The organism is Microbacterium sp. B35-30, from assembly GCF_010634855.1.
Taxonomy (GTDB): domain Bacteria; phylum Actinomycetota; class Actinomycetes; order Actinomycetales; family Microbacteriaceae; genus Microbacterium.
The window spans coordinates 1-19,893 of record NZ_MWLQ01000024.1 but is presented as its reverse complement, the minus strand read 5'-3'; the positions used below and the strand labels follow the sequence as shown (position 1 = coordinate 19,893).

The 19,893-nt window shown below is 70.9% G+C and carries 15 protein-coding genes; 10 read left to right on the top strand and 5 right to left on the bottom strand.

Annotation, left to right across the window (positions count from 1 at the left end):
* Positions 1–232: 232 nt before the first annotated feature.
* The 7 genes from B2K11_RS13975 to B2K11_RS13945 all read left to right on the top strand — a co-directional run bounded on the left by B2K11_RS13975 (position 233) and on the right by B2K11_RS13945 (position 11,512).
* The gene (locus tag B2K11_RS13975) at positions 233–1,018 is read left to right on the top strand and encodes a DUF5684 domain-containing protein (protein ID WP_239526064.1); all 786 of its coding nucleotides are present in this window, start codon (positions 233–235) and stop codon (positions 1,016–1,018) included.
* Positions 1,019–1,165: 147 nt separating this feature from the next.
* A complete protein-coding gene (locus tag B2K11_RS13970; RefSeq protein ID WP_163618932.1) occupies positions 1,166–2,146 on the top strand; it encodes an aldo/keto reductase in 981 nt (326 codons plus the stop codon).
* Positions 2,147–2,285: 139 nt separating this feature from the next.
* Complete coding sequence (locus tag B2K11_RS13965; protein WP_163618930.1) at positions 2,286–4,016, top strand: ABC transporter ATP-binding protein; 1,731 nt, start codon at positions 2,286–2,288, stop codon at positions 4,014–4,016.
* Entirely contained in the window at positions 4,013–6,088 is a 2,076-nt protein-coding gene (locus B2K11_RS13960) for an ABC transporter ATP-binding protein (protein WP_163618928.1), read from the top strand. Before B2K11_RS13965 ends, B2K11_RS13960 begins: the two co-directional genes overlap by 4 nt.
* 63 nt (positions 6,089–6,151) lie before the next feature.
* Entirely contained in the window at positions 6,152–6,979 is an 828-nt protein-coding gene (locus B2K11_RS13955) for a protein phosphatase 2C domain-containing protein (RefSeq protein WP_163618926.1), read from the top strand.
* 66 nt (positions 6,980–7,045) lie between these two features.
* Positions 7,046–9,937 (top strand): FtsK/SpoIIIE domain-containing protein, encoded by a 2,892-nt coding sequence (locus tag B2K11_RS13950; protein ID WP_163618924.1) that lies wholly within the window; start codon positions 7,046–7,048, stop codon positions 9,935–9,937.
* Between the two features lie 9 nt (positions 9,938–9,946).
* The gene (locus B2K11_RS13945; RefSeq protein WP_163618922.1) at positions 9,947–11,512 is read left to right on the top strand and encodes an APC family permease; all 1,566 of its coding nucleotides are present in this window, start codon (positions 9,947–9,949) and stop codon (positions 11,510–11,512) included.
* 59 nt (positions 11,513–11,571) lie between these two features.
* Here B2K11_RS13945 and B2K11_RS13940 read toward each other — a convergent pair whose 3' ends face one another.
* The 3 genes from B2K11_RS13940 to B2K11_RS13930 form a co-directional block, all read right to left on the bottom strand.
* A complete protein-coding gene (locus B2K11_RS13940) occupies positions 11,572–11,952 on the bottom strand; it encodes a DUF5655 domain-containing protein (protein WP_163618920.1) in 381 nt (126 codons plus the stop codon).
* Between the two features lie 136 nt (positions 11,953–12,088).
* A complete protein-coding gene (ald, locus tag B2K11_RS13935; protein WP_163618918.1) occupies positions 12,089–13,204 on the bottom strand; it encodes an alanine dehydrogenase in 1,116 nt (371 codons plus the stop codon).
* A gap of 56 nt (positions 13,205–13,260) precedes the next feature.
* Complete coding sequence (locus B2K11_RS13930; protein WP_163618916.1) at positions 13,261–14,250, bottom strand: asparaginase; 990 nt, start codon at positions 14,248–14,250, stop codon at positions 13,261–13,263.
* 52 nt (positions 14,251–14,302) lie between these two features.
* Between B2K11_RS13930 and B2K11_RS13925 the strand changes: the two genes are divergently transcribed.
* The gene (locus B2K11_RS13925) at positions 14,303–14,779 is read left to right on the top strand and encodes an OsmC family protein (RefSeq protein ID WP_163618914.1); all 477 of its coding nucleotides are present in this window, start codon (positions 14,303–14,305) and stop codon (positions 14,777–14,779) included.
* 48 nt (positions 14,780–14,827) lie between these two features.
* Here B2K11_RS13925 and B2K11_RS13920 read toward each other — a convergent pair whose 3' ends face one another.
* Positions 14,828–15,529 (bottom strand): lysophospholipid acyltransferase family protein, encoded by a 702-nt coding sequence (locus B2K11_RS13920; RefSeq protein ID WP_163618934.1) that lies wholly within the window; start codon positions 15,527–15,529, stop codon positions 14,828–14,830.
* Positions 15,530–15,729: 200 nt separating this feature from the next.
* On the opposite strand from B2K11_RS13920, the gene B2K11_RS13915 reads away from it, so the two are divergent.
* Both B2K11_RS13915 and dxr read left to right on the top strand, forming a co-directional pair.
* Positions 15,730–16,701 carry an FKBP-type peptidyl-prolyl cis-trans isomerase gene (locus B2K11_RS13915; RefSeq protein WP_163618912.1) on the top strand — a complete coding sequence of 324 codons (972 nt, stop codon included), beginning with the start codon at positions 15,730–15,732 and terminating at the stop codon, positions 16,699–16,701.
* A 51-nt stretch (positions 16,702–16,752) separates the two neighbouring features.
* Positions 16,753–17,838 carry a 1-deoxy-D-xylulose-5-phosphate reductoisomerase gene (dxr, locus tag B2K11_RS13910; protein ID WP_163618910.1) on the top strand — a complete coding sequence of 362 codons (1,086 nt, stop codon included), beginning with the start codon at positions 16,753–16,755 and terminating at the stop codon, positions 17,836–17,838.
* A gap of 130 nt (positions 17,839–17,968) precedes the next feature.
* Here the strand turns inward: dxr and B2K11_RS13905 are convergent, their stop codons facing one another.
* The gene (locus B2K11_RS13905; protein ID WP_163618908.1) at positions 17,969–19,633 is read right to left on the bottom strand and encodes a UDP-N-acetylmuramoyl-L-alanyl-D-glutamate--2,6-diaminopimelate ligase; all 1,665 of its coding nucleotides are present in this window, start codon (positions 19,631–19,633) and stop codon (positions 17,969–17,971) included.
* Between the last annotated feature and the right edge of the window lie 260 nt (positions 19,634–19,893).

Sequence of the window (19,893 nt, the reverse complement as noted above, 5' to 3'; positions counted from 1 at the left end):
GCGGCGGCAGCGGCGGGGGAGTGGGAGCGGAAGGAGTCTGGTCGGTCATGGCGGCCCTTCGATCGGGTTGTGTGCTCAGGCTATCCACCGGCACGCGAGGGGGTCATCCCCCGATATGACCTCAATGCTGACAGGAAGCTGTGAGCCTCGCTAGCATGTGTCGAGCGGAGCAGGGGCTCCGCGGGCGCGTCCCGATGCGTCGCGAATCGACTCTCTCGGAGGTCGCTCCACCATGACCATGGACTACAACGACGGCAGCGGGGCAGGGGCGCTCATCGCCTGGCTTGTCCTCGCACCATTCTTCTTCCTGCTCGCGATCGCCGGCTATGTCATCGGCTCGTGGTTCCTGATGAAGATCTTCGACAAGGCGGGAGTGCAGGGCCGCTGGCGCGCGTGGGTGCCGGTCTACAACACCCTGATCTTCGTCAAGCTCGGCGACCTCAACCCGTGGTGGCTGCTGGTGCTGTGGGGCGGCGGAATCGTGCTCGGCTGGGTGCCGGTGCTCGGCTCGCTCATCGGCCTCGCCGCCTTCCTCTACACGCTCCTGGCCGCCTGGCGGGTGGGGCTCAAGCTGCAGAAGGAAGCCGTCTGGCTGATCCTCTACTTCTTCCTGGCCATCGTCTGGCTCGGCATCAACGCGTTCGACCGCTCGCGGTGGAACACCGCCATCCCGGCGGCTCCGTGGGCGGGCAACTTCCTGGCCGACACCACCGTGTGGTCGGGTGTCCCGTCCCAGGCGCCGTCCGGGGGCTACCCCGCCAACCCGGCGACCGCGCCCGGCTATGGCGCTCCCGCGGGCTACCAGCCGCCGGCCGGATACACCCCGCCGCCGGCACCTCCGGCCGGCTACACCGCGCCGCCGGCACCTCCCGCCGGCTACACGCCGCCGCCCGCCGCGCCCGCTGCGCCGCCCGCGGCTGCGCAGCCGCCCGTGTCTCCGCCGCCTGCGCCGGGAACCCCGCCGGCTCCCGAGCCGCCGGTCACCGGGCCTCCCGCGCCGGAGGCACCGAAGCCGTAGCACTCCTCGACAGCCCCTCGCCGCCCGGCGGGGGGCTGTCGTGCTGCGCGCTGCCTGCGGCAGACGAGCCAGGGGAGCGGCGGGTCGAGGCGGTGCCGCTCGCGCAACCCGGGCGGCGGCATCCGTCCGCGGGGATAACGTGGACGCATGACCTCGACTGTTCCGCTGCGCCGGGTCGGCGCGTCCGGCCTCCTCGTCTCCGCCGTCGGCCTCGGCTGCAACAACTTCGGACGTGAGGGCACGCACACCGAGACGCTCGAGGGCACCCGTGCCGTGCTGGACGCCGCGATCGACGCCGGCGTGACGTTCCTCGACACGGCCGACATGTACGGCGGCGAGCCCGGTCAGTCCGAGACGCTCATGGGCGAGGCGCTCCGCGGCCGCCGCGATCAGGTCACCCTGGCGACGAAGTTCGGGCATCCCGGTCGCGACATGGGCTACCCGCCGTCGGGTGCGAAGGGCTCGCGGTCGTACGTGCGGCGCGCGGTCGAGGCATCCCTCACACGCCTGCAGACCGACTGGATCGATCTGTACCAGCTGCACGTGCCCGACGACGACACCCCGCTCGAAGAGACCCTCGATGTGCTCGGCGACCTGGTGCGGGAGGGCAAGGTGCGCTACATCGGCCACTCGAACTTCGCGGGGTGGCAGATCGCCGAGGGACACTGCGCCGCGCTCATGCGCCACGGCGTGCCGTTCGTCTCGTCGCAGAACCAGTACAGCCTGCTGTCGCGCGGCGCGGAGCGGGACGTGCTGCGCGCCGTCGAGCGGTACCGCCTGGGGTTCTTCCCCTACTTCCCGCTGCACAACGGACTGCTGACCGGCAAGTTCACACGGGATACCGCACCCGCCGACACGCGCATCATCCGGCAGCGCCGGCACATCTACGACGACGCGCCCTGGGACGCGCTCGAGGCCTTCCAGGCGTTGTGCGACGACCGTGGCATCACGATGCTCGAGGCCACCTTCGGATGGCTGCTGTCGCACCCGGCGCTCTCGAGCGTCATCGCCGGCGCGACGACGCCCGAACAGGTGCGGTCCAACGCGGCAGCGGCCTCGGCGTGGACGCCGTCGCAGGCCGATCTCGACGCGATCGACACGCTGTTCCCCGTCCCCGAGAGCGCCTGACCGCGCCCGGGCCGGCGCCGGGAGTGAGTTCGCCGACGGCGTAGGCGACGGCTTGTCGGCGGCGCGCGCGCAGGCGTAGCGTCACATCTCGTGCGTGGTCCGCGAGGGCGGACGGGTTCCGCGCTTCGAAAGGACCGTCGTGCTCGGAAAGCTCCTGGTGCGCTACCTCAGCCCGGCCTGGCCGCTCATCGTGGCCGTCGTCGTCTTCCAGCTGGCCCAGTCGATCGCATCGCTCTGGTTGCCGACGCTCAACGCCGACATCATCGACAACGGCGTCGTGACCGGCGACATCCCGTACATCTGGTCCACCGGCGGCGTCATGCTGATCGTCAGCCTGGTGCAGGTCGTGTGCGCGATCGTCGCCGTGTACTTCGGCTCGCGGCTCGCCATGGGGATGGGCCGCGACCTGCGCGGCGACCTCTTCCATCGCGTGGTCGCGTTCTCGCAGCGCGAGGTGGGGCAGTTCGGCGCGCCGTCGCTCATCACGCGGAACACCAACGACGTGCAGCAGGTGCAGATGCTGGTGCAGGTGTCGGCGACGCTGATGATCTCGGCGCCGATGCTGGCGATCGGGGGCGTCATCATGGCGGTGAGCCAGGACGTCGGCCTCTCGTGGCTGATGGCGGTGGCGATCCCGGTGCTGCTGGTCATCGTGGGACTGATCGTCTGGCGCATGGTGCCGGCGTTCACGCTGATGCAGACGCGGATCGACCGCGTCAACCAGATCATGCGCGAGCAGCTGACCGGCATCCGCGTCGTACGCGCCTTCGTGCGAGAGAGGCAGGAGCGGGCACGGTTCGCGCGCGCCAGCGACGACGTCAAAGACACCGCGCTGCGCGCCGGCAATCTGATGGCGCTGATGTTCCCCGCCGTCATGCTCGTCATGAACCTCTCGAGCGTCGCCGTCATCTGGTTCGGAGCCTTCCAGGTGCAGAACAGCGGTGTGCAGATCGGCACGCTGTTCGCCTTCCTCACCTACCTCATGCAGATCCTCATGGGCGTCATGATGGCGACGTTCATGTTCGTCATGATCCCGCGCGCGGCGGTCTGCGCGAATCGCATCGGCGAGGTGCTCGAAGCGGAGCCGTCGGTCTCGGCGCCGGCGGTCCCCGCATCCGCTCCCGCCCCTGTAGGCCGCATCGAGTTCGACCACGTCGACTTCGCCTATCCGGGCGCCGAAGAGGCCGTGCTGCACGATCTGACCTTCACCGTCGAGCCGGGTACGACGACGGCCGTCATCGGATCGACCGGTTCGGGCAAGACCACCCTGATCAGCCTCGTGCCGCGCCTATTCGATGTGACGGCAGGCAGCGTCCGCATCGACGGCGTCGACGTCCGCGAGTACGACCCCGACGAGCTGTGGACCCGCGTGGGGCTCGTGCCGCAGCGCGCCTTCCTGTTCTCGGGCACGATCGCGTCGAACCTGCGCTACGGCGACCGCGACGCCACCGACGAACAGCTCTGGGAGGCGTTGGAGCTGGCACAGGGGGCCGAATTCGTGCGCGCCATGCCCGACGGCCTCGAAGCGCAGATCGCACAGGGCGGCACCAACGTCTCGGGTGGACAGCGGCAGCGGCTCGCGATCGCGCGGGCCCTCGTGAAACGGCCGGAGGTATACATCTTCGACGACTCGTTCTCGGCTCTGGATCTGCGGACGGATGCCGAGCTGCGGCGCGCGCTGGACAGGCACCTGCCCGATGCGACGAGGCTCGTCGTCGCGCAGCGCGTGTCGACGATCCAGCACGCCGATCAGATCGTTGTGCTCGATCACGGACGCGTCGTGGGCATCGGCGCGCACGACGACCTCGTCGAGACATGCCAGACGTACCGCGAGATCGTGGAGTCCCAGCTCGCGGCGGAGGCGGCATGAGCAGCGCCCAGAACTCCCGTCCCGCCCCGGTCGGTCCTCGCGGCGGCCCGTTCGGCGGTGCCGGCGTGCCGGCTGCCAAGGCGAACAACTTCGGCCCCAGCGCGAAGCGGCTGCTCGGCACCCTGCGCTCCGAGATGCCGCAGCTGATCGTCGTGCTCGCGTTCAGCATTCTGTCGGTCACCCTCTCGGTGATCGGCCCCAAGCTGCTCGGCGAAGGCACGAACGTGGTGTTCGCCGGCTTCATCTCGCTGCAGGTGCCCGAAGGTGCGACCCAGCAGCAGGTCGTCGGCCAGCTGGTCGCCTCCGGCAACCAGGACCAGGCGAACATGATCGCCGCGATGGACTTCGTTCCCGGCGCGGGCATCGACTTCGACCAGCTCGCTCGCATCCTCGCGCTGGTGCTTGCCGTCTACGTGTTCTCGAGCCTCTTCGGCTGGCTGCAGGCGCGCATCCTCAACGGCGTGGTGCAACGGTCGATGCATCGTCTGCGCCTGCAGGTCGAGGACAAGGTGCACCGGCTCCCTCTGTCGTACTTCGACCGCGTGCAGCGCGGCGAGCTGCTCAGCCGCGTCACGAACGACGTCGACAACATCGGTCAGACGATGCAGCAGACGCTGTCCCAGGTCATCATCTCGCTGCTGACAGTGATCGGCGTGCTGACGATGATGTTCATCATCTCGCCGCTCCTGGCCGTCATCGCCCTCGTCACGATCCCGCTCACCATCCTCATCACGGTGCTGGTGGCGCGGCGCTCGCAGAAGCTGTTCGTGCAGCAGTGGAAGACGACGGGCGTCCTCAACGCCCGCGTCGAGGAGACGTTCTCGGGCCACTCGGTCGTGAAGGTCTTCGGCCACCAGAACGAGGTCGAGGCCGACTTCCGCGCCGAGAACGAGGAGCTGTACCGCACGAGCTTCGGCGCCCAGTTCCTGTCGGGCGTGATCATGCCCGCCATGATGTTCGTCGGCAACCTCGTGTACGTCGCGATCGCCGTCGTCGGCGGCCTGCAGGTGGCGGCGGGGCTCATGTCGATCGGCGACGTGCAGGCGTTCATCCAGTACTCACGCCAGTTCACGCAGCCGCTGAGCCAGCTCGGCTCCATGGCGAACCTGCTGCAGTCCGGTGTGGCGAGCGCCGAGCGGGTGTTCGAGCTGCTCGACGAGGACGAGCAGACGCCCGACGACGACCCGGCCGAGACCGCCCCGGACTCCGCCAGCCGCCTCGAGTTCGAGGGCGTCTCATTCCGCTACGTCGCCGACAAGCCGCTCATCCACGGGTTGACCCTGGCCGCTCAGCCGGGGAGCACGGTCGCGATCGTGGGCCCCACCGGCGCCGGCAAGACGACGCTCGTGAACCTGATCATGCGGTTCTACGACGTGGACTCCGGCCGGATCACCCTCGGCACCGCTTCGGATTCGGCCGCGGGCGCTGTCGACACGCGCAGGATGACGCGCGACGACCTCCGCGCGCGCACCGGCATGGTGCTGCAGGACACCTGGCTCTTCTCGGGAACGATCCGCGAGAACATCGCCTACGGCCGCCCGGAGGCGACCGAGGAGGAGATCGTCGCGGCCGCGACGGCCGCCTACGTCGACCGCTTCGTGCACGCGCTGCCCGAGGGCTACGACACAGTGCTCGACGACGAGGCGACGAACCTCAGCGTCGGGGAGCGGCAGCTCATCACGATCGCGCGCGCGTTCCTGGCGGATCCGCGGATCCTCATCCTCGACGAGGCGACCTCGTCGGTCGACACCCGCACCGAGCTGCTGATCCAGCGGGCGATGTCGCGCCTGCGCGAGGACCGGACCGCCTTCGTGATCGCCCACCGCCTGTCGACGATCCGGGATGCCGACCTCATCCTCGTGATGGAGAGCGGTTCGATCGTGGAGCAGGGCTCCCACGACGAGCTGCTCGCGGTGAAGGGCGCCTACTGGCGGCTCTACAACGCGCAGTTCGAGGGTGCGGCGGAGTCCGATGGCCTCGTGTCTGTGCCGGCAGTGCCGCTCGCGCCCCCGCCGACGACGGCGCAGATCGTCGTGGAAGGGCTCGCCGAGTCCGAGGACGCCGTGGAGTAACCCACTAGTATGTGATGACGCGGGGGCGAAGGGCCACCGTGCACCGGACGGGGAGGACACCGCGTGCCCGAGGTTTCCACCGAGTCTCTCGCCGTCCCGGTACCCGGTGGTGTGTTGGAGCTCTCGTGGGCCGCCGTGACCGACACCGGTCGCCGACGCGAGGTGAACCAGGACGCGATGTTCGCCTCGTATCCGCTCTTCGTCGTTGCAGACGGCATGGGCGGACACGTCGGCGGTGAGATCGCGAGCGCGAGCGCCATCGAACGCCTCCGCGCCGTCGCCGACAGCGGCCATGTGTCGCCGAAGACGATCGAGAAGGCGCTGGCGCGGGCTGTCAGAGACATCGCGTCGCATCCCGAGGCCACCGACGACGGCACCGGCACCACCGTGACGGGGGTCTTCCTCGACACCACGGGGGAGGCCGCGCACTGGGTGACCCTCAACATCGGCGACTCGCGCGTGTACCTCGTGCGCGACGGCGCGATCGTCCAGATCACGACCGACCACTCCGTCGTGCAGGAGCTCGTCGCGGCCGGCCGGCTCAGTCCGGAAGAGGCCGAGAACCACCCGTACGGCAACGTCATCACGCGCGCCGTGGGCCCGAGCGAGGGTGTCACGCCGGACTACGTCCGCCTCGACGTGACCGAAGGCGACCGGTTCGTGATCTGCTCGGACGGGCTGACGAAAGAGCTCACCGACTACGGCATCCGTCACTTCCTCGACGAGAACCCCGATCCCGCCGACGCGGCGTCCGCCATGCTGGAGGCGGCACTCGAGAACGGCGGGCGCGACAACATCACGATCATCGTGCTCGACGTCGGTCGTCCGGCGGATGCTGACGCCGACGAGGGATCGCCGGCGGACGACGGCTCCTCCCCAGAAGGGGAATGAGCCGGGGGATCCACAGATCCCCGTCATCGTCGTTCACGGAAGCCGTGGCAGGGATGGACTGAGCGCATGCGCTCGACCGCTCTCCCGACCCTCGAGGCCGCCACCGGCCCCGCTGCCGTCTCTGTCGCCGACGACGAGCCGCTGACGCTCCCGGCAGCGTGGCGTCCGCCCGCGCGTCCGCCGCTGCCCATCGTGGCGGCCGTCGTCCCCGTGGTCGGCGCGGTGGCCCTCTGGCTCGTCACCGGCTCGGTGTTCTCGCTGTGGTTCGCATTGCTGGGGCCGGTGATCGCGGCGGCGACGGTGCTCGACGCACGCCGAGCGGCAAGGAAGGACGGCAGGCGCGCCGCGGCAGAGGCCGCCCACGCCCGCGCCGCGGTCGCATCGGCGGTCTCCGCGCGCCATACCGGCGAGCGCGCGCAGCTGTGGACCCTGCATCCCGATGTCGCCCGCCTCGTCGCGGGCGGCGGCGACATCTGGCGCGGCGGTCGTGCCGCGTCGATCGTGGTCGGCGAGGGGGAGCGGCCGAGCATCGTGCGGGTGACCGGTGGCGACGGAGACCCGGATGCCGCCGACCTGCGTCGGCGGGCCGCCCGGTTGGCGGGCGCCCCAGTTACGGTGCCGCTCTCGGCCGGGATCGTCGTGGTCGGCGGCGAAACGCTCGCCGCCGCGGTGCAGCGGGCGCTGGTGCTGCAGTTGTGCTTGGCGCTCGCGCCCGGCGATCTGCGCATCGTGGGAGCGCTCGGACCGGCGCTCGAGTGGATCGCGGCGCTGCCGCATCGCGGCGCAGGCGGCGGTTCGGCGCTCGCGGTGATCGGTCCCGGCGAGCTCGCGCCCGCGGACGCCGACATCGTCATCGCTCGGTGCCGTCCGGGCGAACCGCTGCCGCCGCGGTGTCAGGCGGTCCTGACGGTGGCCTCGCCGGGTGTCGCGCGGATGGAGCACGCCGGCGAGGTGGTGCCGCTCCGGGTCGAGGCCGTCGCTCTGGCACAGGCCGAAGACGTCGCCGCTGACCTCACCGCGCGGGCGGAGCGCAGCCTCGGTCTCGTCGGCGACGGGGGCGAGCCCGTCGCGCTGGCGCCGCTTCTCGACGGCGTTCCCGAGACGACGCGGGGCCTTCCCGCGCCGATCGGCGTCGCCGGCGGGCGGACGGCCGTCGTCGATCTCGTGGGGGACGGGCCGCACGCCGTGGTCGCAGGCGTCACCGGCGCGGGCAAGAGCGAGCTGCTCATCACCTGGATCCTCTCGCTCTGCGCGACCCGCACCACCGACGAGGTGACGTTCCTGCTCGCGGACTTCAAGGGCGGCACCGCCTTCGACGGCCTCGCCGGCGTTCCGCACGTCACCGGCGTCATCACCGATCTCGACGGCTCGGGAGCACGACGCGCGATCGACAGCCTGCGGGCCGAGCTGCGCCGCCGCGAGGCGACCATCGCGGCCGCCGGCGCCCGCGACATCCTGGATCCCCGGGTGCGGCTCGCGCGGTTGGTCGTGGTGGTCGACGAATTCGCCGCGCTGCTGGCAGACCATCCCGAACTGCACGGGCTCTTCGTCGACATTGCGGCTCGCGGCCGCGCGCTCGGCATCCATCTCATCCTCGGCACACAACGGGCGGCCGGCGTGATCCGCGACAATCTGCTCGCGAACTGCCCCCTGCGGATCAGCCTCCGTGTGACGGATCCCGTCGACAGCCGTGCACTGCTGGGCACCGACGACGCTGCTCGGCTGCCCGGCGGGGCGGCCGGGCGGGGAACCGCATTCGTGCGCCGCGCCGGAGACACCGCACCCCAGCAGGTGCGGATCGCCCTGTCGGACGCCCGGGACGTCGCGGCCGCGGCCCTCCGGACCGGGCATCGCGCCCCCACGCGTCCGTGGCTGCCCGCGCTGCCCGCGCTGGTGACGGTCGATGAGCTCGCCGCACGCGCCGCGGCGGGCCGGGAGCCTCCGCCACCGGGAGGCGTGCTCCTCGGCCTGGCGGACGAGCCCGAGCGTCAGCGGCAGCCGGTCGCCGTCGTGGGTGCGGCCGATCGCGCGCTGCTGGTGCTCGGCGGGCCGGGGTCCGGCGTCTCCAACGTGCTCGAGGTCATCGCGGCGCAGACCCGGGGGCACGCCGTTCGGGTGCCGGCGCACCCGGAGCGCCTGTGGGACGCCGTCTCCGCCCTGCACGATGAGCTGCCCCCGGCCGGGTCCGTCGTGCTCATCGACGATCTCGACGCCCTCCAGCTGCGCCTGCCCCCGGAATACGCGCACGTCGCGCTCGAGCGCGTCGAGGGTCTCGTCCGCCGCGCCGGGGACGCGGGGGTGCTCGTCGTTGCCGGCGCCCACCGCATGACGGGCGCGGTGTCGCGGGTTGCCGAACTCTTCGCACGACGGCTCGTCCTGCCGTACCCCACGCGCGTCGACCACGCCGCAGCAGGCGGCGATCCCTCGGCGTTCGACCCCGCAGCGCCGGCGGGCCGCGGGCGTCTCGACGGGCGTGCGGTGCAGATCGCCGCGGCCCCGGCCGTGCCACCTCTGCGTGCGCCGGTTGATGAGCAGTGGATGCCGGCGGCCCGGCTCACCGGTGTGGTCGCCCGCCGGTCGCCGGCGGGCAGGCGGGCGCTCGCCGTCTGGCGCGAGCAGGGCGTGCGGGTGCTCGAGGTCGACGATTACGTGACGGATCCGGCATCCACGGCGGACGCGTGCGTCGTCATCGTCGGCGAGCCCGACGACTGGCAGCGTCACTGGCGCCTGCTCGCCGACGTGCGGGGCGACCACGACCTGGTCGTCGACACGACCTGCGCCGCAGAACTTCGCGTCGTGGCCGGGTACCGCGGCGTGCCGCCGTACTGCGAGCCCGGCGCGGGGCGCGCCTGGCTCATCTCGGCCGGAGCGGAGCCCGTGCGCATTGTCCTTCCCTCCGGCGATGTCCGGCCGAACCGTCGGGACAGCATGTTGACCAGCTCTTCGCCCACCGCTTAGCGTCACTCTGTGGCTACAACCCCGATCGATCTGCAACGGCCTGAGGGCAAGGGACTCGCCGCCGGCACGCTGGGCCTCTGGGGCTCCACCGTCATCGGCCTCGCGTCCACCGCTCCGGTCTACTCCCTGGTGGCGACCCTCGGGTTCGTCGTCCTCGCCGTCGGGGCTCAGGCGCCCATCGCATTCGTCATCGCGTTCATCCCGATGCTGTTCATCGCGTTCGCCTACCGTGAGCTCAACAACGCCGTGCCGGACTGCGGCACCACGTTCACGTGGGGCACGAAGGCGTTCGGTCCGTGGGTGGGCTGGATGGGCGGATGGGGCGTTGCCGTCGCCGGAATGGTCGTGCTCGCGAACCTCGCCCAGATCGCCGGCATCTACTTGTGGGCACTGATCGACGGAATCGTCGGCAACGCCGAGGACGCACTCCTCTCGGAGAACGTCCCCCTCGTCACGGCGACCGGTGTGGCGTTCATCGCGGCGATGACGTGGGTCAGCTGGCGCGGGGTCGAGATCGGCGAACGGATCCAGAACGTCCTGCTCGGCATCCAGTACCTCGCTCTGGCCATCTTCGTCGTCGCCGCGCTGTGGCACTTCTTCGCGGGCACCGCGCCGGACCCGACCCCGTTCGACTGGTCGTGGTTCAACCCCTTCGCGTTCACGGAGTGGGGCGGCTTCGTCGAGTCGATCCTGCTTGCGCTCTTCATCTACTGGGGTTGGGACACCTGCCTCGCTCTCAACGAGGAGACGAAGGACCCCAAGCGCATCCCCGGTCGGGCCGCGCTGCTGACCACGGTCATCCTGCTGGTGACCTACGTCGGCGTCACCGTCGCGGCGATGATGTACGCCGGTCTCGGCAGCGAAGGCACGGGCCTGGGCAACGAGGCGAACGCCGACGACTTCTTCCTCGCCATCAAGGATGGCCTGCTCGGTCCGCTCGGCTGGGTGCTGGTGGTCGCTGTCATGATCTCGGCGATCTCGTCGACGCAGACCACGATCCTGCCCACGGCGCGAGGCACACTGTCGATGGCGGCCTACAAGGCGCTTCCCCGGCGCTTCGCGTCGGTCCACCCGCGCTACAAGACCCCGTCGTTCTCCACGCTCGTCATGGGCATCGTCGCATCGCTCTACTACATCGGGATGACCCTGATCAGCGACAACATCCTGCAGGACTCCATCCTCTCGCTCGGACTCGCCATCGCGTTCTACTACGCGATCACCGGCTACGCCTGCGTCTGGTACTTCCGCCGCGAGCTGTTCACGTCGGCGAGGAACTTCTTCTACCGGTTCCTGTTCCCTCTCCTGGGCGCGCTCATGCTGACCTACGCGTTCGTGCAGTCGGCGATCGACATGTACGACGTCGACTACGGCTACACAGTCCTGCTCGGAATCGGCGGCACCTTCGTCCTCGGCATCGGCGCACTCGCGTTCGGCGTGCTGCTGATGTTCCTGTGGTTCGCGTTCCCGCGCGCCAAGCCGTTCTTCCGCGGTGAGAGCCTGAACCGCGACACCGAAGTGCTCGTGCCGGAGGATCCTGCCGATTTCTCCCGGTCCATCGACGGCGGGCTGGCCTGAGCTGAGCCGGACCTCGCCGGGTCGCGGCTCAGCGAGCCGGCGCGTCATGGGCCGGGGCGTCAGGGGCCGAGGTGCGCTCCGCAGCCCACCTCGTACGCCTCCCGCAGCCAGGAGGCGACGGTCTCGTCGAACTCGCTCTCGTCGGCGAGTCGGAACTGGTGCACGAAGAGTCGCCGCCCGTAGGGGGAGACACCGAGGATCCGGGGGTCGGGGGGCAGTTCGCGCATCAGGTCGAAGTACCCGCGCACACCCTGGCGGATCGGCCGGGCGCCTGCGAACCCGCGCCGAGGACCGCGGAAGGTGATCGTGGTCTTGGCCACCGCGTGCGTCACCGGGCCGAAAGTGCCGATCAACTCGTCGATGTGGTGCCATAGGCGCACGGCGTCGGGATCGGCGCCTCGAAGATGGTCTTCCACCGTCCATTCGCGGTCATCCGTCATGACACCAGTGTCGCGCGGGGCAGCGACACGCGCAGCCGGCCACGCACCTCGGAGCAGCCGTCGGCACAGCTCAGCGCACCAGGCCCGACAGTGCAGAAGCCCCGGACGCGAGGCATCCGGGGCTTCTGCTGCGCGTTCAGACGAGCGCGACGTCCAACGGTGCGAGCTCGAGATCGTGCGCCATCGCTACGCCCGCGTTCGCGACCTGGCCGCCGACGGTGTTGAGGCCCGTCGCGAGGGCGGCGTCCGACCGGAGTGCCGCCTGCCACCCATGCCGGGCGATCTGGCGGATATAGGGGAGGGTCGCGTTCGTGAGGGCCGAGGTCGACGTGTTCGGGACGGCGCCGGGCATGTTGGCCACGCAGTAGAAGATGCTCCCGTGCACCGGGAACGTCGGGTCGGCGTGCGTCGTCGGGTGGGTGTCTTCGAAGCAGCCGCCCTGGTCCACCGCGATGTCGACGAGCACCGATCCCGGCCGCATGCGTGCGACCATGCCGTTGGTGACGAGTTTCGGGGCTTTGGCCCCGGGGATGAGCACGGATCCGATGACGAGGTCCGAAGCGACGACCGCGCGGTCGAGATCCAGCGGGTTGGAGGCCGCGGTCTTCACCCGGCCTTGGAAGTGGTCGTCGAGGTAGCGGAGCCGCTGGACGTTGGTGTCGAACACGGTGACGTCGGCGCCCAGCCCGACCGCGATGACGGCCGCGTTCGCGCCCGCCACACCGCCTCCGATGACGGTCACCGTCGCCGGCCGTGTGCCGGGCACTCCCGACATCAGCAGGCCGAGCCCGCCCGCGGAGCGCATCAGCGTGGCGGCGCCGACGGTCGGCGCGAGCCGCCCGGCGACCTCGCTCATCGGCGCGAGGAGCGGCAGCCCGCCGCCGGGGAGCTGCACCGTCTCGTACGCGATGGCGGTGACGCGGTCGGCGACCAGGCGCTCGGTGAGCGGGCGGTCGGCGGCGAGATGCAGGTACGTGAACAGCACGAGGTCGTCGCGGAAGTAGCCGTACTCGCTCGCGATCGGCTCCTTGACCTTGAGTAGCAGCTCCGCCCGCTCCCACACCTCCGCGGCGTCGTCCAGCAGGACTGCTCCGGCCGCCTCGTACTCGGCGTCCGGCATGGACGATCCCTCGCCGGCGCCGCGCTGCACGAACACCTCGTGGCCGGACGCCACCAGATCATGCACTCCCGCAGGCGTGAGGGCGACCCGGTACTCGTTGTTCTTGACCTCGGTGGGGACGCTGATCCGCATCGTGTGATCCTTTCCGCTCCGCCGTTGGAGCGCTCGGGCTCCTCGTGGGAGCGCCTCTAGAAGGCGGGGCGGATGGCCCCGACGTCCTGCCCGCCGCCCGTGATGGTCAGCGGAAGCTTCGACAGCGTGTCGGCGACGTCGGCCGACGCGAGCGCGCCGTGGCGTTCCAGCAGCCGCAGAGCGACGGCGGTGGCGGCGCGGCCGCTCCCGTCCAGCATCTTGAGCGTCACGGTGGTGCCGTCGGGGGCCACCATCACCATGACGCCCTCCGCGCCGCCCTTGGCGAAGACGCCGAGCCGCTCGATCGCGATCGTGTCGGCGCGTCCCGGCCCGTCGATCGTCCACGGGTTCGCCCGAACGGCGTCGACCAGCGCGCCGGCGCTGCGATGCAGCGCGAACGGCGAGGTGGTCGAGGAGTTGCCGATGCGGTGGATGGCGCGGGCCAGTCCGAAGAGGGTCATGGCGTAGACGGGCGCGCCGCAGCCGTCGACCGCGGTGGCGGCGATCTTCTCGCCGATGAGACGCTCGATCGTCTCGCGGATGAGGATCTGCACCGGATGCCCCGGCGCGAGGTAGCCCTTAGGGTCCCAGCCGTTGACGACGCTGGTGAGGAGCATGGTGGCGTGCTTCCCCGAGCAGTTCATGCGGATGCGTGACGGCTGACCGAGCTCGCGCACCAGCTCATCGCGGGTGACGGTGTCGCCCGGCCATGCGGGCGGACACCCGAGATCCTCCTCGCCGAGCTGGGCGAGGGAGAGGATGTCGCGCACGACCGCGACGTGACGTTCGGTGCCCGAGTGGCTCGCCGTGGAGAGTCCGAGCTGCTCGCCCTCCAGGGGCGCGCCGGCCGAGAGGCACGCGAGCGCCTGGAGCGGCTTGAGGCTCGAGCGGGGGAGGATCAGTGCCGACGGATCGCCGAGCTTCTCGGCGATGGTGCCGTCGGCGGCCAGCACGATGGCGATGCCCGCGTGTCGCGACTCGACGAAACCGCTGCGTTCGACAACGGCGAGTTCGACGGCGTCGGCTGCGGCGAAGGTCTGCGGCACCTCGTCAGCCTACCGCCGGAGGCGACGTCGGCCTGCATGACAGACTGTGCTCATGTGGGGCGAGCATCGATACTCCGTCCGGACGACCTGGACGGGTGACCGCGGCACCGGCACCTCCGGCTACCGGGACTACGACCGGGCCGTGACGATCGAGATCGACGGCAAGCCCGCGCTGCCGGCCTCGGCGGACAAGCCGTTCCGCGGCGATCCGTCCCGCTGGAACCCCGAGGACATGCTGCTCGCCGCCCTCAGCGAGTGCCATCTGCTGTCGTACCTCCACGCCTGCGTGCAGGCGGGCGTGGTGGTCCTCGGCTACGAGGACGAGGCATCCGGTCTGATGGTCGAAGACGGGCGCGGCGGCGGCGCCTTCCGCGAGGTCGTGCTGCGGCCGCGCGTGACCGTCGCGGACGCATCGATGACGGATGCCGCGACCGCCGCGCACGCGCAGGCGAACGAGTGGTGCTTCATCGCCAACTCGGTGAACTTCCCGGTGCGCCACGAGCCCACGGTGGTTGTCGCCGGCGCCTGACTGCCCCACGCTCGACGACCGGTGCGGTCGACCGCGGAGAACCGCGCCTCAGCGGCGCTCGTGCGGGAGCACCTGCTTGATTCGGTCGATCGTGTTCTGCGCCGGGACCTCGTTGTAGGCGTTGGCGAGCTCCTGACCCGACAGGGCGTGGATCGCGGCCATGATCTCGTCGGTGGCGAGCCGGCGGGCCTTGCCGGACGAGGCCGGACCGTGGTGCGCGAGGTCGAGCGGCTCGCCGAACCTGACCGTGATGCGGTGGCTGAGCGAGGGCATCTTCGCGCCGACCGGCATCACGTCGTCGGTGCCGATGAGACCGACGGGAACGACCGGTGCGCCGGTCTGCAGAGCGAGGAAGGCGACGCCCGTCCGCCCCTTGTAGAGACGGCCGTCGAGCGAGCGCGTGCCCTCCGGGTAAAGTGCGACGGCGCTGCCCTCTTCGAGCAGCGTGCGCTGCTGGTCGAGCGCGTCGAGGGCCGCCTGCCCGGCGCCGCGCTGGACGGGGATCGCTCCGATGGCCGTGAAGAACCAGCGGGAGAGGCCGCTCTCGAAATAGCTCGCCTTCGCAAGGAAGTGCACGGGGCGGGGCGAGGCCACGGGGATCGCGATCGAGTCGATGAACGACAGGTGATTGCTGGCGAAGATGACCGGCCCGGACTTCGGGACGTTCGCCTTCCCGTCCACGCGAGGGCGGTACACGATGCGCGCGAGAGGCCGGATGATCTGGCGTCCCATGGCGTAGGTGAAGCCCATCCGGCGAGCCGGAGCGGCGGAGGATTCGGGCGCTTCCGGCGATTCGCCGGCGTTGTCATCGGCGCCGGGTACGAGGTCGGAAGTCACCCGTCGAGGGTACCCCCGATTGCATTCCGGTATCGGCATAGCCGTTTCCCAGCACGAACGGAGCAAAGATGCGAAAAGATGGACACTTCCCTTCCACGTCTCGAGGTTGTTCCGTGCGCATTCGCCCGCTCGCCGCCCTGTCCGTCGCCGCGATGTCGGCCCTCCTGCTCGCCGGCTGCGCCGGCTCTGCCGAGCCGGACGCCACTCCCAGCCCGTCGTCGAGTGCGGCCGGCTCGGATTGCGGACTCGATCCGCAGCCCGGCGCCGACTCCGACGCGATCACCGTCTCCGGCACCGCCCCCGAGCTGACGGCGGAGGTGCCGGCCGATCTCGAGTTCGCGGAGCTTCAGCGGACCATCGCCGAGGATGCCGACGGTGACGACCTCGCTGTCGGCGAGCTCGTCTCCGGCCAGTACCTCATCATCGACCCGACCACGGGCGAGGTGCTGCTCGATTCGGCCACCACCACGCCCGACGACTCGGGCCTCGTCCCGATCATCGTCGACGGCAGCGGCATCTTCGGCAGCAGCGTGCTCTGCACGCCGCTCGGCTCCGCCACCGCGTTCACCATCCCCGGCTCCATGCTGGGCGAGGGCGCCGCCAACGCCGTCGTCGTCGCGCAGTCCATCGACCAGCTTCCGACGGTCGCCACCGGTGCCGAGCAGGACCCGGTGGAAGGCATGCCGGAAGTCGAGCTGGAGGATGACGGCGCGCCGACCATCACGGTTCCCGAGGAGGAGCCGCCGGCCGAGGTGCAGATCGCCGATCTCAAGCTCGGCGACGGCGCGACCGTCGAATCGGGTGACACCGTGTTCGTGCAGTACCGCGGCGTCAAGTGGTCGGACGGCACCGAGTTCGACTCCAGCTGGAGCCGCGGAACGCCCGCGCAGTTCCAGACGACCGGCGTCGTCGCGGGCTTCCAGCAGGCGCTCGAGGGTCAGACGGTCGGCTCGCAGGTGCTCGTGGTGATCCCGCCGGCGGCCGGCTACGGCGAGGGCGAGATCAATGACCAGGACCTGAAGGGCGAGACGCTCGTCTTCGTCATCGACATCCTGGGCGTGCAGCGGGCCGCCGCCGCCGAGTAGTCGACCCCGGAGAGACTTCGACCGCATCCGGCCCGGCGATAGGCTGGCCGGATGCGGCGCGTCCTGATCCTCGGCTCGACCGGTTCCATCGGCACTCAGGCGCTCGACGTCGTGCGGGCCAATCCCCGGCAGTTCGAGATCGTCGGCCTCGCTGCGGGCTCCGATCGCGTCGGCCTCGACGCGCAGGCCGCCGAGTTCGGAGTCGAGAGCACCGCCCTCGGCGCGGTGGAGGCCGAGCAGCTGGTCCGCGACGTCGAAGCCGATGTCGTGCTCAACGGCATCACCGGCTCCGTCGGCCTCGGACCGACTCTCGCGGCCCTCGAGACCGGCCGCACGCTCGCGCTCGCCAACAAGGAGTCGCTGATCGTCGGCGGAGACCTCGTCACCGCACTCGCGCGTCCCGGACAGATCGTGCCGGTCGACTCCGAGCACTCGGCGATCGCGCAGGCACTGCGGTCGGGGGAGCGCAGCGAGGTGCGCCGGCTCGTGCTGACGGCGTCCGGCGGTCCGTTCCGGGGGCGCAGCCGCGCCTCGCTCGATGCCGTCACGCCCGCCGAGGCCCTCGCCCATCCCACCTGGGACATGGGGCGCGTCGTCACGACGAACTCGGCGACCCTCGTGAACAAGGGGCTCGAGGTGATCGAGGCGCACCTCCTCTTCGGCGTGTCCTACTCGGACATCGACGTCGTGGTGCACCCGCAGTCGATCGTGCACTCGATGGTCGAGTTCGTCGACGGATCCACGATCGCGCAGGCGTCGCCGCCTGATATGCGCCTGCCGATCTCGCTCGGGCTCGACTGGCCGAACCGCATCGCAGGAGTGGGCCGGCCGCTGGACTGGACGACGGCGACCGCGTGGACGTTCGAGCCGCTCGACGACGCCGCGTTTCCCGCGGTGCGCCTGGCGAAGCAGGTCGGTCGCGCGGGCGGAACCTACCCCGCCGTGTTCAACGCCGCGAACGAGCAGGCTGTGGATGCCTTCCACGAGGGCCGGCTGAGCTTCCCCGGGATCATCGATGTCATCGCCCGCGTCGTCGATGCGCACGACGCTCCCGACGCGCTGACGCGGGCCGCGCTCGCCGACGCCGAGGAGTGGGCCCGCCGCGCCGCCGACAAGGCGATCGCCGCGGCATCCTGATCCCGCCCCGCCGTCTCCGCGCCGCCCGCCTGCCGCCGCCCGGCGGTGATCGATCCGGCCTCGCGCGACGGGCGAGCGCCGCGCGCGGGAGCGGGGCGCGGGCGCGCGAAACGCGCGGGGAGCAGACGCGTCAGGTCGTGGGATATACCGGGCGGAGGGGATCGGATGCCGGGGTCTCGTGCTCCGGGTACGGCACCGGCCAGTGCGGTTCGGGCACGGGCCAGCCGGCCTCGCGCAGGGCGCGACGGGCGAGCTCTCGTGCCGAGTAGGGCGTGCGGACGCCGCGGATGTCGCGATAGTCCTGATGTCCGGGCCCGGCCCACAAGATCGCGTCGCCGTCGCCGACCAGCGCGACGGCCTCGATGATGGCGCGCTCGGGCGGGGAGAACTCGTGGATCTCGGCATCCGGCTGCGCCCGGCGTGCGCCTTCGACGAGAGTGGCGCGGATCGAATCGGGATCCTCGTGGCGCGGGTGGTGGTCGGTGACGACGAGGATGTCGCTGCCCTCTACCCCGGTGCGCCCCATGTCGTGCCGCTTGGTGGCGTCGCGGTCCCCGTCGGCGCCGAACAGCATGATGACCTTGCCGGGTGTCACACGGCGCACCGCGGCGAGCGTCTTCTCGAACGCGTCGGGCGAGTGCCCGAAGTCGACGTAGACGGCAGGGCCGGTCTCTCCCGAGACGAGCTCGGTGCGCCCCGGCAGGTAGGCCTCGATGCGGTCGCCGTCGAGCGCCGCCACGAGCCGCTCCCACGCGTAGCCGCCCTCCAGGATCATCACGATCGCGAGGCCGGCGTTGGCGGCCATGTGGCGTCCGATCACGGGGACGAGGGTCGTCAGGGTGCGGCCGTCGCGGGCGGTGAGGCGGAACTCGGTGCCGACCGGTCGCTCGTCGAGGATGTCGACGACCCAGTCTGCGGCGGCTGCGGCATCCGGATCCGAGGCGAGGGCGGGTGTGCCCACCGTGACAGTCTGCACCTCGCTGCGCGCCACGACCTCCGCACCGGGTTCGGAGTCGATGCAGACGACGGCGCGGCGCGCGCGGTCGGGTCGGAACAGGGGCAGCTTCGCCTCGAAGTACTCGCGCATGTCGGCGTAGTCGTCGAGGTGGTCGTGGGTGAGGTTGGTGAAGCCGGCGACGTCGAACACGATGCCGTCGACGCGACGGCGGCTGAGCGCCTGCGCGCTCACCTCGACCGCGACGGCCTCGACGCCGCGCTCGCGCATGAGAGCGAGGAGGGCGTGCATCTCGTAGGCCTCGGGCGTCGTCAGCCGGGACACGACGATCTGGCCGGCGATGTGGCGCTCGGCGGTGGAGGAGAGTCCGGTCGTCGCCCCGAGCTGGCCGAGGATTCCCTCGAGCAGGTGCGACACGCTGGTCTTGCCGTTGGTGCCGGTCGTGCCGAACAGGAGGGGCAGGTCGTCGTCGCGGCCCGTGCTGTACACCCACGCCGACAGCTCGCCGAGCAGAGCGCGGGGGTTGTCGACCAGCACCACCGGCAGCCCGCTCGCGGCGGCGACGTCGGCACCGGCGGCGTCGGTCACGACCGCGACGGCACCCTTCTCCGCCGCCGTCGCGGTGAACTCCGCGCCGTGGCGGTAGACGCCCTGGACGGCGACGAACACGTCGCCGGGGCGGAGATCGGCGGTCGCGAGGGTGATGCCGGTCAGCGCGACGTCGGCGACGTCGCCGCGGACGTCGACGGCGAAGCGCGCCGCGAGATCCGCGAGGGAATGGGTCGGCGGCGCGTCGGGGCGGAGTACCGGGGGCAGGTTGGAAGGCGCGTCGGTCGGCATGGCGCATCCATCTTCGCACGGCGCCCGGGCCATGATCGGAGACCCCCTCTCCGGTCGTTGAGCGAGGGAGCGCCAGCGACCGAGACAAAACACCTCGAGTCGACGATCTGCGCCGTGTGCGGGGCGTTTCGTCTCGCTCGTTCCTCGCTCGCTCAACGACCGTGGGGAGGTGCGGGGCGTTTCGTCTCGCTCGTTCCTCGCTCGCTCAACGACCGTGGGGAGGTGCGGGGCGTTTCGTCTCGCCCGTTCCTCGCCCGCTC

Coding starts and splice junctions, on each gene's coding strand:
- B2K11_RS13975 (WP_239526064.1), top strand. CDS start 233: ATGACCATGGACTACAACGACGGCAGCGGGGCAGGGGCGCTCATCGCC.
- B2K11_RS13970 (WP_163618932.1), top strand. CDS start 1,166: ATGACCTCGACTGTTCCGCTGCGCCGGGTCGGCGCGTCCGGCCTCCTC.
- B2K11_RS13960 (WP_163618928.1), top strand. CDS start 4,013: ATGAGCAGCGCCCAGAACTCCCGTCCCGCCCCGGTCGGTCCTCGCGGC.
- B2K11_RS13950 (WP_163618924.1), top strand. CDS start 7,046: ATGCGCTCGACCGCTCTCCCGACCCTCGAGGCCGCCACCGGCCCCGCT.
- B2K11_RS13940 (WP_163618920.1), bottom strand. CDS start 11,952: ATGACGGATGACCGCGAATGGACGGTGGAAGACCATCTTCGAGGCGCC.
- ald (WP_163618918.1), bottom strand. CDS start 13,204: ATGCGGATCAGCGTCCCCACCGAGGTCAAGAACAACGAGTACCGGGTC.
- B2K11_RS13925 (WP_163618914.1), top strand. CDS start 14,303: ATGTGGGGCGAGCATCGATACTCCGTCCGGACGACCTGGACGGGTGAC.
- B2K11_RS13920 (WP_163618934.1), bottom strand. CDS start 15,529: ATGGGCTTCACCTACGCCATGGGACGCCAGATCATCCGGCCTCTCGCG.
- dxr (WP_163618910.1), top strand. CDS start 16,753: ATGCGGCGCGTCCTGATCCTCGGCTCGACCGGTTCCATCGGCACTCAG.
- B2K11_RS13905 (WP_163618908.1), bottom strand. CDS start 19,633: ATGCCGACCGACGCGCCTTCCAACCTGCCCCCGGTACTCCGCCCCGAC.